Source organism: Agrobacterium sp. 6Ca8, from assembly GCF_055382765.1.
The window spans coordinates 274,709-288,842 of the sequence record NZ_AP026433.1 but is presented as its reverse complement, the minus strand read 5'-3'; the positions used below and the strand labels follow the sequence as shown (position 1 = coordinate 288,842).

Annotated in this window: 16 protein-coding genes; 1 reads left to right on the top strand and 15 read right to left on the bottom strand. The window is 58.4% G+C overall.

The annotated features are described in order from the left end of the window. Nucleotide 1 precedes the first annotated feature (1 nt). Together ACZ5A6_RS01485 and ACZ5A6_RS01480 are read right to left on the bottom strand one after the other, a co-directional pair. Nucleotides 2-1,015, bottom strand: coding sequence for a carbohydrate ABC transporter permease (locus ACZ5A6_RS01485; RefSeq protein ID WP_003515131.1), 1,014 nt, complete (start codon nt 1,013-1,015; stop codon nt 2-4). A gap of 106 nt (nt 1,016-1,121) precedes the next feature. Next, the gene (locus ACZ5A6_RS01480) at nt 1,122-2,483 is read right to left on the bottom strand and encodes an ABC transporter substrate-binding protein (RefSeq protein WP_038489846.1); all 1,362 of its coding nucleotides are present in this window, start codon (nt 2,481-2,483) and stop codon (nt 1,122-1,124) included. A 275-nt stretch (nt 2,484-2,758) separates the two neighbouring features. Here ACZ5A6_RS01480 and ACZ5A6_RS01475 point away from each other — a divergent pair, with 275 nt between their 5' ends. Then, nucleotides 2,759-3,784, top strand: coding sequence for a LacI family DNA-binding transcriptional regulator (locus ACZ5A6_RS01475; RefSeq protein ID WP_464111029.1), 1,026 nt, complete (start codon nt 2,759-2,761; stop codon nt 3,782-3,784). Nucleotides 3,785-3,793: 9 nt separating this feature from the next. On the opposite strand, the gene folD is transcribed toward ACZ5A6_RS01475, so the two are convergent. The 13 genes from folD to flaF form a co-directional block, all read right to left on the bottom strand. Further along, the gene (folD, locus tag ACZ5A6_RS01470; protein ID WP_174061615.1) at nt 3,794-4,693 is read right to left on the bottom strand and encodes a bifunctional methylenetetrahydrofolate dehydrogenase/methenyltetrahydrofolate cyclohydrolase FolD; all 900 of its coding nucleotides are present in this window, start codon (nt 4,691-4,693) and stop codon (nt 3,794-3,796) included. Between the two features lie 77 nt (nt 4,694-4,770). Then, nucleotides 4,771-6,546: a GumC domain-containing protein gene (locus tag ACZ5A6_RS01465; protein WP_174061616.1), complete on the bottom strand. Its 1,776-nt coding sequence runs from the start codon at nt 6,544-6,546 to the stop codon at nt 4,771-4,773. 113 nt (nt 6,547-6,659) lie between these two features. Further along, a complete protein-coding gene (locus tag ACZ5A6_RS01460) occupies nt 6,660-7,334 on the bottom strand; it encodes a WecB/TagA/CpsF family glycosyltransferase (protein ID WP_111794998.1) in 675 nt (224 codons plus the stop codon). 177 nt (nt 7,335-7,511) lie between these two features. Next, nucleotides 7,512-8,048, bottom strand: coding sequence for a hypothetical protein (locus ACZ5A6_RS01455; protein ID WP_003515123.1), 537 nt, complete (start codon nt 8,046-8,048; stop codon nt 7,512-7,514). Next, nucleotides 8,048-8,416: a hypothetical protein gene (locus ACZ5A6_RS01450; protein ID WP_003515122.1), complete on the bottom strand. Its 369-nt coding sequence runs from the start codon at nt 8,414-8,416 to the stop codon at nt 8,048-8,050. The genes ACZ5A6_RS01455 and ACZ5A6_RS01450 overlap by 1 nt, the downstream gene beginning before the upstream one ends. A 29-nt stretch (nt 8,417-8,445) precedes the next feature. Next, nucleotides 8,446-9,003 (bottom strand): rod-binding protein, encoded by a 558-nt coding sequence (locus ACZ5A6_RS01445; RefSeq protein ID WP_003515121.1) that lies wholly within the window; start codon nt 9,001-9,003, stop codon nt 8,446-8,448. 115 nt (nt 9,004-9,118) lie between these two features. Continuing rightward, on the bottom strand, nt 9,119-9,538 hold the full coding sequence (locus tag ACZ5A6_RS01440) for a hypothetical protein (protein ID WP_174061617.1): 420 nt from the start codon (nt 9,536-9,538) through the stop codon (nt 9,119-9,121). A 15-nt stretch (nt 9,539-9,553) separates the two neighbouring features. After that, complete coding sequence (gene fliR / locus ACZ5A6_RS01435; protein ID WP_003515118.1) at nt 9,554-10,309, bottom strand: flagellar biosynthetic protein FliR; 756 nt, start codon at nt 10,307-10,309, stop codon at nt 9,554-9,556. Beyond that, nucleotides 10,306-12,393 carry a flagellar biosynthesis protein FlhA gene (gene flhA, locus ACZ5A6_RS01430; protein WP_003515116.1) on the bottom strand — a complete coding sequence of 696 codons (2,088 nt, stop codon included), beginning with the start codon at nt 12,391-12,393 and terminating at the stop codon, nt 10,306-10,308. The genes fliR and flhA overlap by 4 nt, the downstream gene beginning before the upstream one ends. A 159-nt stretch (nt 12,394-12,552) precedes the next feature. Next, nucleotides 12,553-12,819 (bottom strand): flagellar biosynthetic protein FliQ, encoded by a 267-nt coding sequence (locus ACZ5A6_RS01425; protein WP_003515115.1) that lies wholly within the window; start codon nt 12,817-12,819, stop codon nt 12,553-12,555. A gap of 49 nt (nt 12,820-12,868) precedes the next feature. Next, nucleotides 12,869-13,339 (bottom strand): flagellar hook assembly protein FlgD, encoded by a 471-nt coding sequence (gene flgD / locus ACZ5A6_RS01420; RefSeq protein WP_003515114.1) that lies wholly within the window; start codon nt 13,337-13,339, stop codon nt 12,869-12,871. Beyond that, nucleotides 13,330-13,779 carry a flagellar biosynthesis repressor FlbT gene (flbT, locus tag ACZ5A6_RS01415; protein WP_003515113.1) on the bottom strand — a complete coding sequence of 150 codons (450 nt, stop codon included), beginning with the start codon at nt 13,777-13,779 and terminating at the stop codon, nt 13,330-13,332. Before flbT ends, flgD begins: the two co-directional genes overlap by 10 nt. Continuing rightward, nucleotides 13,776-14,120, bottom strand: coding sequence for a flagellar biosynthesis regulator FlaF (gene flaF, locus ACZ5A6_RS01410; RefSeq protein WP_003515112.1), 345 nt, complete (start codon nt 14,118-14,120; stop codon nt 13,776-13,778). Before flaF ends, flbT begins: the two co-directional genes overlap by 4 nt. Between the last annotated feature and the right edge of the window lie 14 nt (nt 14,121-14,134).

Sequence of the window (14,134 nt, the reverse complement as noted above, 5' to 3'; positions counted from 1 at the left end):
CTCAGCGGCCCTCCATCTCGCGGTTCGCCTGGCGGATGTTCCAGACCATGATCGGGGTGACGGCCGCCATGATGACGAGCGCTATGACCGCACTTCGGCCACTGTCACCACCGCCGCGGAACATCCAGTCGAACATGAGGTTGGCGAGAACCATGGTGTTCCACTGACCGTTGGTCATGGTCAGCACGATGTCGAAAACCTTGAGAACGAGAATGGTGATGGTTGTCCAGACGACGGCGATGGTGCCCCAGATTTGCGGGACCATGATCTTCCAGAAGATCTGCCAGCCATTGGCGCCATCGATGACGGCCGCTTCGATTGTCTCTTCCGGAATGCCGCGCAGCGCTGCCGACAGGATGACCATGGCAAAGCCGGTCTGAATCCAGATGAGGATGACCATCAGAAAAAAGTTGTTCCAGAAGGGCATGGAAATCCACACCTCCGGGCTGCCGCCGAAAAACTCGACGACGGCGTTGAGGAGGCCGATCTGCACCTGACCTTCGGCGCGATACTCGTAGATGAATTTCCAGATGACGGAGGCACCGACGAAGGAGATAGCCATCGGCATGAAGACGATGGATTTGGCGATGTTGCCCCACCAGATGCGGTCGGTCATGACGGCAATAACGAGGCCGAAGAAGGTGCAGGCGGCCGGCACCACGGCCAGCCAGAGGATGTTGTTGAAGATCGATTGCCTGAAGCCGGCATCGAAAAATGCCCAGCGATAATTGGCAAGACCTACGAATTCGGCGCCTGTCCGGTCATAGAACGAGAGGATGAGCGTGGCGATGACGGGATAGACCAGATAGACGAGAAGAAGGAGAAGGGCGGGGCCGATGAACAGCCAGGGCCTGACCGACGCGCGGCGGTTGAGGTTGCGGGATGCCTGCAACACGTCTCCCGAGCGGACGGGAAAAATTACCTGCAACAGTTTGTCGGATAGCCAATAATAGGCAGCGCAGGCAAAAACGCCGGCCACCATGACGCCGATGGCAGAAACGAGTTGTTGAGCCATGTTCCCTCCCTTGATCCTCTCCGCGCCGCGCTGATTTTATGCGGTCGACGGCCGTTCCGTTGGCAAAGGCCCGGCGGCATCACCGCCGGGTCAAGCTCTGTTGAGGTTACTTCAGGCCGTCCCAGGCCTTCTGGATATCGGCCGCGACCTGATCGGCCGACTTGCCGCCGACGAAATCGATCATGCCGGTCCAGAATGCACCCGCGCCGATCTTGCCCGGCATCAGGTCGGAACCGTCAAAGCCGAAGGTGGTTGCGGAGGTGAGGATTTCACCCTGGCGCTTCATCTGCTCATTGGCATAGGTATCGACATTCACACCCTTATACGGCGTCAGGAAGCTGGACTGTGCCATCCAGACTTCGTGGGCAATGGGGGTTTTCAGGAAGTCGACGAAAGCCTTGGCGGCGGGCGCTTCCTTGGTGATGGTGACGAGCGTGCCGGCGCCCAGAACCGGCTTGCCGAGTTCCGGCTTTGCGGCATAGGTCGGCATATAGAAGAAATCCACATCCGTTCCGACCTTGGTACCATCAGGGAAGAAGGACGGCACGAAGGACGCTTGATGGTGGAGGTAGCACTTCGGCGGAATGTCGAAGAGACCCTTCGGGCTGTCGCGGAAGTCGGTGGAGGCCACAGCCGCAACGCCGCCGCTGACATATTTTTCGTTCTTGGCGAATTTGCCGAATTCATTGATTGCCGCAACGACGGCCGGATCGGTGAACTTCACCTCGTTCGTCGTCCATTTCTGATAGACGTCGAGTGGCTGCGTGCGCAGCATCAGGTCTTCCACCCAGTCCGTTGCCGGCCAGCCGGTTGCACCGCCGGAACCGAGGCCGATGCACCAGGGTGTGCCGCCATCGGCAACGATCTGGTCCGTCAGCTTGAACAGGTCTTCCATGCTCTCGGGCACTTTATAGCCCGCTTCCTCGAAGTTCTCAGGCACGTACCAGACGAGCGACTTCACGTCGGCCTTGAAGGGAAATGCAAAGTAAGCCTTGTTGCCGTCCTTGCCCTTGTAGCTGCCGAGATCAACCCAGGACTGGCCAGCGCCGTAATTGTCCTTGACCCAGCTTGCGGTCTCATCGCCGAGCGGAACCAGAAAACCCTTGGCGGCGAGATCGGCCAGAAGACCGGGCTGCGGCAGGATGGCGATGTTGGGCGGAGAACCTGCCTGCGTATCGATGACGATCTGCTGTTCGTAGTTTTCCGAGGAGGAATAGCGGACGTTCACGCCGGTCGCGTCGGAGAAATAGGCCAGCACCGTCTGGAACAGCGCCTCGTCCTCACCGCGCCAGGGCCCGAAAATCGTCAGCGTCTGACCTTTCAGGTCGGCATGGGCCGCCTTGAAGTCTTCGTAGCTTTTCCAGTTGAACTTGGCATCCTGACCGGGCGCGAATTTCAGATCGGCGGCAAAGGCCGAACCCGACAGCAGCACTATAGAAGCCGCCGTCGCCAAAAAGGTCTTCTGCATGTGATTTACCTCCCATCACATAAAAGGCTCAAAGCATCTCCCATAAATCAAAGCGCTTTGGCTGCCTATTCATCTCATTGTCATTGAGAAGGAGTCAAGAGGCTCTTTCGCTGGACATGCCGCATTGTCGTATGAATAGTCATACTTACTTAGAAAGGCGGCTATCGTTTTCGATTGAGAAAACCGGCAGGGACTGGTAAAAAACTAAAGCGCTTTGGGAGTTAGAGGAGAGGCTTTTGCCATTTCCGATGCGCGCGCATGGAGGAAAAACAAACATGAACCTGAAACAGTTGTCGCAACTGCTGGGGATTTCTCAGACAACCGTCAGCAGAGCGCTCAACGGATATCCCGAGGTGAGCGCAGAGACGCGCCGCCGCGTCATGGACGCCGCCGAAAAGACCGGATATCGCCCGAATGCCGCGGCGCAACGGTTGGCGACTGGCAAGGTCGGCTCCATCGGACTGGTCATGCCGGTTGGCGAGCACCACCGCTCGGATGTGCATTTCGGCGAATTCCTGAGCGGTCTAGGCGAAGAAGCGGCTCGCAGCGGATTTCACCTCCTCATCACGCCCACGGAGCCGGAAAAGGAACGGGAAGCCCTGCGGGGGCTGGCGGCGAGCGGCAGCGTCGACGGCATCTACCTCGCCTATATGAAGAAGAACGACGCCCGCATCGCCATGATGCAATCGCTTTCCCTGCCCTTCCTCGTCCATGGCCGCTCCATCGGCGTGGAAGAGGATTATCCCTTTCTCGACGTGGACAATGAGGCCGCATTTCGCGATGCGACCCAGCTGCTGCTTCAGCTTGGCCACAAGCGGATCGGGCTTCTTAACGGGCCGGAGGGCTACGACTTCACCTTCCGCCGCTGTCTCGGGGTGGAAAAGGCGCTGACGGCAAATGGGCTGACATTGCGCCCGGAAAATACAAGACACAGCAGCATGACCGACGAGGAGGGTTATCTCGGCATGGAAGCGCTGTTGTCACAGCCGGAACGACCAACCGCCATTGTATGCGCCAGTACCGCATTGGCACTCGGCGTGATCCGCTCGCTCAACCAGCGCGGCCTGAAACCGGGCAAGGATATTTCGCTGATTGCCCATGACGATGTGTTGCCGCTGTTGAAGCCCGACAATTTCTCGGTGCCTCTCACCACCACCCGCTCATCCCTGCGGGCGGCGGGGGTGCGTGTCGGGCAGCGCCTGATCAACCGGATCAAGCTTAACCAGACCGAACCTCATCAGGAGCTCTGGAAGGCGGAACTTGTCGTCCGCGCCTCCACAGGACCGGCTCCGAAAGAGTAACTACCGATTTCAGAACTTCGGTGCGGTTTTTCCAAGCGCGCGATAGGCGGCGATGACGGTGTTGGCCATCAGCATGGCAATCGTCATCGGGCCTACGCCGCCCGGAACGGGGGTGATGGCAGCAGCGACTGCGCTTGCCTCATCATAGGCGACGTCACCGACCAGTTTCGATTTGCCTTCACCCTTTTCCGGAGCGGGAATGCGGTTGATGCCGACATCGATGACGGTCGCGCCGGACTTCACCCAATCGCCCTTCACCATTGCCGCGCGACCCACCGCCGCCACGAGAATATCGGCCGTCTTGCAGACGGTGGCGAGATTCTTGGTGCGCGAATGCGCCATCGTCACCGTGGCGTTGGCATTCAGGAGAAGCTGGCCCATCGGCTTGCCGAAGAGGTTGGAGCGGCCGATGACCACGGCGTTCAGGCCGGAAAGATCTTCGCCGTGAATGCTGCGCACCAGAAGCATGGCGCCGGCTGGCGTGCAGGAGATGAGGCCGGTTGCGAGATCGCCGGTCGCCAGCTTGCCGGCGTTCAGCACGCTCAGGCCATCCACATCCTTCTCGGGCAGGATCGACTGGATGATCTCATCGGAATTGAAGTGTTTCGGCAAAGGAAGCTGTACCAGAATGCCGTGGATGGAGGGATCGGCGTTCAGTTCGCCGACCAACTTCAGAAGCTGATCTTGAGTTGTTTCTTCCGGCAGCGTGTGCTGAACGGAATTGAAACCGCATTGCTTGGCTGTCTTGCTTTTGGAATTCACGTAAGCGTGGCTGGCCGGATCGTTGCCGACGATGACAACCGCGAGACCGGGCTTCACACCCTGTTCCGCCTCAAGCGTTTCTGCCGATTTGCGGACCGCCTCCGTTACCGAAGCCGCCTTTGCCTTTCCGTCAATCACAACTGCCATGCGTCCTGCTCCTGCTGGATTACGTTGGCCCCGTATGGTGCCGACTTTGCAGGAATGCAAGCAAAAATGCAGCTTCGTCAGGCAGTTTTGCGGTAGTCGTCGCGATGCTCGGCGTAATCGGCGAGGCGCTCCCTCAAGAGCGCCAACTCGCGTCTCAATTCCGCCAATTCCTCGGCTTCGGCCTGCTCGTGATCGAAATGCCCGGCAAGGGCTTCACTGAGCAATGGCGGCAGCTCCGGTGTCGTCTGGGGGGTATTCCTGACGGTGCGGTTGCCCATCAGAACCTGCCGCACACGCTCGTCCAGCGGAATGTCATCGGTATCGAATCCGCTATCGTTCGCCGCCCCGGCGTAATAGTCCGCGAACTCAGCCTCCGGCTCGAATTCGCTGTCCGCGGCCAGTTCTTCCAGATCATGGAACACATCCGGCTCGATCGGCTCGAACTCGGGAAACTGCCCCGATTGCTCAGGCGCTTTTTCGGAGGGCAGAACGTGCGCATCATCAAAGACGAGTGCCTCTTCCTCGTCATGGCGACGGTAGCTCAGGAGATACAGGCTGCCCAGCAGGCCGAGCAACGCGCCACCGCCTGCCAGTATCGCGGCTTGTGTGAGGTCGCGCGACAATTCGCCCGGTGCTGCCTTCCTGGTGAGGCGGGTCTCAACGGCGGTTGTGGTGGATGAGGACATGTCCCGACGCTCGCTCGCCTCAAGATAGGCATTTCGCGCCGTTTCCAGTTCACCCTGCAATCTGGAGAATTCACCGGGCGTGACACCAAGGCTGCTCAGGCGGTCGAGATGTTTCGTTCGTTCGGCGTTCGCGGTTGCAACTTCCTGTGCGACGCGCTTCTCATCGGCGCGCAAGCCATCGACCAGCTGACGTAATGCGGGAGCGACAAGCGCCTGCACGGCATCTACGGCATTCTGGGCGGCGATGCGGCGGGGATGTTTCGGGCCGTAATCGACCGAGACGCCTGAAAGCGCCATGCTGGCAGTTGCATGTCTTTGCCTGATGTCCTCAAGCACAGAGAAAGCAGCGCCTGACGGCAGGGGCTTTGACAATACGTCATTCGGCTTGAGGCCGGTGGCCACCGCCAGATCCGTCTGAAGCGACTGCTGCTGCTGGGTCGTCCCCGCAAGGCTGTCATTGAGGTCGCGCAATTGCTGCTCGAGTTGCTGCACTTCCGCCAGGACGGCCTCGCCGTGGCGCATCTGGAAACCGTTCAAGGCGGCTTCCGCCTCGTCCAACCGGGTGCGCGCCCGCTCCGTCTCGCGCATGGCGGGCGTCATGGTGCCGGCCTTGCCATCCGCCATGACACGCATCGAAAGATAATCCGTAAGCCGCATCGCGGTTTCCGGCGTCGCTGCCTTCGAGGTTACGATCAGCGTGTTTTCATCCGGCGTCAGTTCCAGACGGATCGCCTCGCCCACAGCACCGTTCAATGCTTCACGCGGGGAAAGCGAACGGGTATCCGCCCCGGTCAAAAGGTCGAAAAGCAGGCCAAGTTCGCCCTGATTGCGAACGCCGACCATGTCGGCGGGCTTCAATTTGAGGTCGCCCGTTATACGGTCCAGACCGGAAGGAGAAAGCAGGGTGCGGCGGGCCATGGCAAGAAAGCGTGCCGCATCGGGTGCGTCGTAGCCGGTCTGGGTAACCTCGACATGCGCCTGCGAAACATATCCGCGAAAACCGGAATCGATGAGCAGCAGCGGAAGTGCAGCCCCCACAACGGTGGCGGCGGCTACGCAACCAGCTGTCAGAAGCCGCAGACAATGTTTGCGAAATTGCGACGCAGGCACGGCAACACCATCCTCATCAGGGCGCGTCGCCATCATATCGGGACTGTGATCAACCATCTGAAGCCGTCTGCCACGCTCGGCGCCGCCCGCAACAGGCGGCTTTCAAAACCTTACGGGAGGTTAAAGGATCGTGGCAAACAAATGGTTAACGCGGGCCTTGCCGACCCGCCTCAGCCCTTGCCGAGCGCGATGTGCCAGGGCTCGGCGCAAAGGCTGTAAAGCCAGCTCATATGCAGCTTGCGAAAGATTTCGGGCATGCCAGCCACTTCGGACGCCAGCACCTTGAACAGGGGACCGACCGCGATGACGAGACGCGCATCGTCGCGATTGATGCTGCGATGCAGCCATTTCTCCTGGTTTTCCGCAAGCATGCCCGCCAGCACGACATCCACCTTCACGCCCGAAGTATCCCGATTCAGCATCACGAAATCATGCCAGGGCGCATGTGCGCGCAGCTTGGCGAGGACCTCTCCGACCTGTGCTGCATCATCCCCCGCAACGCCGATACGTTTCGGCACCGCCATATAGGTCAGAAGTGCCATGACGAAGGCAACGCCATCAATGGTCTCGGGCAGAGGCTTGCCGTTTTCGGCCCGTGCGGCGGCATTCATACCCCTGCCCTGCGGCAGAAGCAGACAGCTTTCCAGAATCTGCCTGTAAGCAATGTCCTTGAGGGACAGCCTGGCATTCTGGATGGTAAGAAACGAGAGCATCGTGTGGCCATCACAAGCCGAAGCCTGGCTGCTGACCATTTCCAGCGCCCCATTCCAGTCCAGATCACAGACGCGCAGTCCGTGAATATTCCGTTGCGATCCCGTCCGCGCAAAATCTGCCGCGAAATTCATGCCAGCCCCCGAATGCCAAATCCACCGCCGCCAATCCGGCGCATGGTTTGCGGGACGGCAGCTCATGGGTCTGTTTATACAGGTGCTGGTTGAATTTACCCTGAAGGCAACCGATCGAATATTCCGGAAAATAGAAAGGGGCGATTAACCAGACCGGTGGCCTGCACCGCGCCGCCGTCAGTGGCTTGGGGCCGCTTCTTTTCCGGTGTCGACTTTCTCGCCTTCGACAAGCTTGACCGAACGGGGCGAGCCGTTGCCCTTTTGCTCGCGAATATCGGCCTTCGACAGATAATCGAGCTGTTCGATCAGGACGTCCCCGACCACCTCGTCGCCGAGTTTCTTGTTCAGCCCCTCTCGGATGCGCTGCTTGAAGACATCAGGGTCAAAGGTGGAGATATTGGCGATGTTGACCATGGAAGAACCCGCCAGAAGCGTGAAGAGTTCGTCGGTCATCAATTGCGTTGCGGGCAGTTCGATCTTCGCCATCTTGTCCTTGTCGACACGCAAGGAAATGCGGCTGAGGAAATAACCGTTCACACCACCGTCATTGATGACGGGAATGGTGATGCTTTCGCCTTTGACCAGCTGCAGACTTGCCTTTTTCGCCCCCGCCTCATCTCCCGACGAGGGGGCCGTCGCCATCTGGACGGAGAAATACACCGCGCCGAGCGTGACGGCGCAAACCCAGACGCCGGTGAGAAGAAGCTTCAACATCAGGAGGCTGCGCCGTACATGAATTGTTCCTGGGAATACGTGCCGTCCGTATCGGCTTCCTGAATCGCGGTCTTGAGAAGATCCGCAACAGCGCGAACCGCATTCAGATGCGCCTCGACGCGGCTGGCATTGGTCGCGAGCTTGGACTTGATGCCCTGCACCTGATCGAGATGTCCGGCGGCGATTTCCTCATGGGGCGTATCGCGGAACAACATCGTCAACTCATAGAGGCAACGGCTTTTATGGGCATTGGAGACTTTGAAATCGAACTGGGGGTCCTTACCGATATTGTCATTCTCATTGTCGATGATCATTTCAAGACGGCCGAGAACGGATTTGATGCGGTGGTCGTTCGACATAAGGTCCATGCTTGTCTCCTCGTTATGATTTATCATGCTCAAGCCTCGTCCGTTTTATCATTGGAAACGCCGAGGACCTGCCTTTCGAACTCCGCCACCATCCGAATTGCAGCATTATGATCTTTGTCATTCATGGATACGTCGGTAATGCCTTTGCTCTCGGCTTTCCGCAACGCATCCTTGTAGGCCTGTTCTGCAATGCCAACGCCGCCATTTCTGGAGATCGTGTCGGCAAACTGTTCCGCCATCATGCTTTTCCAGATCTCGCCGGCGTTGCCCTTGCCGTAGACCTCCTCGCTGTCTTTCGGCAGCATGTTGGCAACGAAGGTCTGAAGCACGGAAGCCTCATACTTGCGATATGTTTCCGGAACTTCGGTACGGGCAGAGCGGATGTTGGTATTGCCGAGACCTGCCTTCGAAGTGGCGCTGTCAAGCATATCAATGGCAGCGCCAAAGCCCTTGCCCGAATCGGCAAGGCTAGTCGCAGCGAAAGCCGCCTTGTTCGCCTTCAATTTTTCCTGGGCGACCTGCACTTCCTGAGGGTCCGCAGCGCGAACCACATCCATCACCAGATCGCTTATAACCGATATCGCCACGTCCAGAACTCCCGAGCTGACGAACGGGCGGCACTAAAACCGGGGCGTTCGCTCAATCAAGAAACACCGCTGAATACGTCTCTCTGGACGCCCAACGATGCAACAACGGGACAGACTATGGATCGCCAACCTTGCTGGAGGCTGGTGTCCGGGATGCGTTCGTGATTTCTAACAGATCATAGATTGCATTGTCGTCGGCCTCACGATCCTCGAGATCGCGGGCGAGATGCATCCTGTCCTCCAGCCGGTCGGCCTTGGTCTTTTCCTTGAGCACCTTGTTTTCCTGCAATCGCTGCACGCCGGAGAGCTGGCGGTCCTTGACGACAAGGCGGCCGTAACGATCCGAATAGTGCCTGGAGAACGTCTGGTGGACCGGCTCCATGGAACTCATCGCTTCAAGCACGTTCTCCATGGATTGCGCCACTTCGGCACGCACGCGGGTGGTGTCGGCCAGTTCCACCTCGGCCATTTTCTCCATGTGGCGCTGGACCGTTACCAGGCGCTTGAGTTTGGCCGAACGCTTGTCCGAAGCCATGGCGTTTTCTCCAGATCAGAAGCCGATGAAGACCGGGCCGAAACCATCCACGAATTGCCGGATGAGGGCCGCGATCGACAGGTAAAGCATGAAAATACCGCCCGCGAGAACGAAAGGCGTCGATATGAAGTAGACCGGGATTTGCGGCGCCAGCTTGTTGATGAGGCCGACCGCAACGTTGAACATCAGACCGTAAATTACAAAGGGGCTGGCAAGCCGCAGCATGATGGAAAAGGAGGCGCGCAGCGTGTCTGTCAGGGTTATCAGCATCTTCTGGCCGCTGATGAGCGCGCCGACCGGTGTCGTGGCGTAGGAATCGACCAGCGCCCGCAGGACAATATGGTGGAAATCCAGGATGAACAGCACCATGAGCCCACCGAAGGTGATGAAGTTCGAAATCTGGTTTTCCTGCACGTCTTCAACGGCATCCGCTCCGCCGGGAGCGCTAAGCCCGATGGATGCGCCGATGAGCGCGCCCGTGAACTGGAAGCCGAGCGTGTAAAACCGCGCGATCAGCCCGTACATTGCGCCAATGACGATCTCGGTGAAGATGAGGCCGACAACGGCGCCCTGGCTTGCGCCGGAGACTTTCGGATAGATCGTATCCCACAGTACCGGCAGAAGCGCCATGGACACCGCAACGCACAGGAGAATGCGTATCTGCGGCGAGATGCGCGAACTGGAAAAGCCCGGCATGGTCATGAAGCAGGCGCCGATACGGCAAATTGCAAGGAACAATGCGATAATTGTCCCTTGCGGGTCGGTTATCATGAAATGGCGCCCAGAATCTTGATCTCCAGCCCCTTGGCCAGTTCCACATGCGAGAGAACCGGCAGGGTCGCAAAGAGTCGTTCGATGATCATGCGCACATAGGACCGTGTTTCCGGCGACGTGACAAGGACAAAGGGTAGTCCGCGATCCATGAATTCACGGATAACTTTCGATGCCTGCTCGGAAAATTCCTCGAGATGGCGGGGATCGATATCGAATTCGACGATTTCGCCCTTTTGATCGCGCTTGAGCGCCTGATGGAAGACCATGTCCCATTTGTTGCCGAGGCGAAGCACACGCAATACGCCATTGTCGGCAAGATCGCCGCAGAGCTGCTGCGACATGCGCACCCGTACATGTTCGACGATCTGCTCGGTCTTGCGCACATGCGGGGCAAGTTCGGCGACCGCTTCCAGAATGAGATGCAGGTTGCGGATCGACACACGTTCGGCGAGCAGCAGTTTCAGCACGGCCTGCAGGCCGGAATAGGACATGTGCGACGAGCAGATTTCGTCGGCAAGCTTCTTGTATTCCGGGTCCAGCCTGTCGATGAGGATCTTGACGTCCTTGTAGGACAGCAATTGCGGGAGATTGTTGCGAATGACCTCGCTCAGATGCGTCAGCACCACAGAGACATTGTCGATCGGGTGGAAACCTTCGCGCTTCAAATCCTCGGTGAATGTCTCGAGAATGGAAACGGCCGGCATGCCGAAGGCGGGTTCGCGGATTTCGTCGCCCGGAATGCTCGGCTTGCGCCCTGCCCCCGTCACGACAAGAACATCGCCAACGCGCAGATTGCTCGACGCGATCGTCGTGCCATGGACACGGATCTGGTAGGCCTTTTCCGGGATCATGATGTCGTCGGAGACCTTGATCTCCGGCACGACGAAGCCGTATTGGGTCGCGAATTTCTTGCGCATCTTGCCGACACGGAAAGCCAGTTCCTGATGCGCACCGAGGAGGCGGGTCGAAACCTGCTTGCCGAGGGCAAGTTCGATTTCGGACGTCTTGAGGACCTGCTTGACGGAGTCCTTTTCCGCTTCGTTGGTCTGGAGAACCTTGTCCTCCTCTTCCTGACGGCGCTGCGCGCTTTCCGCTTCGACCTGGCGCGGAATATACCAGCTGCCGAAGGCCATGATGCCGCCCAAAAGCGTGAAGGGCAGGAAGGGCAATCCCGGCATGACAGCAAGAAGCCCCATCAGCATGGCTGCGACCATCAAGGCACGCGGATATCCGCTCAGCTGATTGATGACGGCCTGATCCGTCGATCCGGAGGTGCCGCCGCGCGACACCAGAAGGCCAGCCGCCAGCGACACGATAAGGGCCGGGATCTGCGAAACGATACCGTCGCCGACCGAAAGCTTTACGAAAACATCGGCAGCCTCGCCGATCGGCATGCCGTGGCGGAAGTAACCGATGATGATGCCGCCGAAAATATTGATCGCGGTGATGATCAGGCCGGCGATCGCATCGCCGCGTACGAACTTCGAGGCACCGTCCATCGAACCGAAGAACGAGCTTTCCTCTTCCAGTTCGCGGCGACGGCGTTGCGCTTCCTTTTCATCGATGATGCCAGCGGACAAATCCGCATCGATCGACATCTGCTTGCCGGGAATGGCATCCAGCGTAAAGCGCGCGCCGACTTCGGCGATACGGGTGGCACCCTTGGTGATAACGATGAAGTTGACGGTGATCAGGATCAGAAAGACGATCAGACCGATCACGAAGTCGCCCGACATGACGAGGCTGGAGAAGCCCGCAATCACGCCGCCCGCCGCCGTGGGCCCCTCGTTGCCGTGCGAAAGGATGACACGCGTCGTCGCAATGTTCAGCGACAGGCGAATCATGGTCGCGATCAGCAGCACGGTTGGAAAAGACGAGAAATCCAGCGGACGCTGTATCCAGAGCGCCACCATGAGGATGAGGACCGAAAGTGCTATGGAAAAGGCCAGACCGACATCCACCAGAACGACCGGAATGGGCAGGAACAGCACGCAGAGGATCGACACGATGCCCAATGCGAAACCGACATCCCGCATGCTCGGGCTTACCTTGGGCAAGGAAATGACTGGTGGTTGCGCCATAAAATCGTCCTGTCTCTTCATGAGAAGGGCGACGGAAAAGCCGCCGCACGGTTCCGCGGCACCGGTTTTCTAAAATCGCTGACGCAATTCAGCCCGATGCTTCAGCCTATCCCTAGTCGCTGAAGCTTGCGCGAGGATGGCATCCAGACGGGACGGGCGTCAGAAGCCCGACTGAACCCGCGAAAAGACGAGATTGGAAAAAAGGGCGATCTGCGCGCCCACAAACGGGGCGGCAACGCCGAGAACGATCATGATCGTTACGATTTTAGGGACAAAGGTCAGCGTCATTTCCTGAACCTGGGTCAGGGCCTGGATGAAGGCGATGGCGACACCAACGATCATGGCCGCGAGAACGGCGGGACCGGCCGCGACGAGAACCGTCCAGACTGCCGCCTGCATGATATCAAGCGCATCGGCCTCGTTCATCGTCGCATCCTTTATTCCGGAAAGGCGGCATCATGCCGCCTCTTCAATGTCAGGAACCTGCCGGCACGTCCGAATCGGTGCCGCTATCAGGTGTAGTCGCGATCGGACCGTTCGAGAAGGTCACACCGGCCTGCAGCAGCACTTTGTCACCAGCTTCTGTGATGGCGACGACGCCGTCCGAATAGACTTCGACTTCCTTTACCACGCCGGTGACCTTGTCGTCGGCGCTCTTGACCGTTTTGCCAACCAGGTCGGAAGCGCGCGTCAGGGCTTCGGCCTGCAGCATGCTCTTCAGATGGGTGTTGGTCTTGATCGTCTGCTCAACCTGCGAGAAGCTCGCAAGCTGCGACATCTGCTGGCCGGCATCCATCGGGCTGGTCGGATCCTGGTTTTTCATCTGGGCGATGAGAAGCTTCAGGAAGCTGTCGTAGTTAAGCGAGGCCGCGCTTTTGTCGTTGCTGCTCGCCCCGGCATTTGCCCAGGGGTTAGAGGCTGCCGACGTGACTGCATCTACCGCCATGGTGCGATCTCCTTGCGAATCTGCTCGATCGTTGCGGGGGTCATTTCCTGATTGTTGAGGATCTTTTCCTCGGTCGGGTACAGGCCACGAATGGCCTTCAGCGCTTCGAAAGCCTTACCCGAGGCAACCAGACCGTCGATACGCTTGAGTTCGGCCAGAATCTCCTCATGCTGGAAGCAATTCAGCAGCATGCTCACGGATTTGCGGAACAGGTTCGTCGACTGTTCGCGTCCTTCCGGGTTGATGAGGATCATCTGGGCGATGAAATACAGCTGTCTGAGCGGCGTCGTCGCCTGCTCCGGCTGCAGGACGTGGTTTTCAAGCAGGAACGTGACATCGTTCAGGAATTCGAGGGCCACCTTGCGATCCACCCGCAAAACCGCGCCGTTGATGAAAATCTTTTCGCCCGATTTCAGCGAGATTCGAAGTGTACTTTTCATTTCAGTCCATCCCTGATGATGGTTGTCACGTCAATTATACCCTGGAAATTCGTCGACTGACGTTTCCGGATCAGTTCGCACTCTTTCAAAATCCAGATCGCGATAGAAATCAGATTTGCCCTGAGTTCCATGGCCAGCTGGTTTTCGGGCTGCTTGAGGTCCTCAATGAAGCGGATCCAGACCCGTCGAGTGTAAAAAAGCGCTTCGATCGTGTGGCGCTGGGAAGAGGAATCCTTTGCCTCCACCAGTAGATCGATCGATTTTGTCAACGCCTGCCGCTCGCGATCCTTCGCGTCTGCGACACCATCCTCCATGATTTCGGCGTAGGAAAACTGGTACATTCATGTATCCTTTA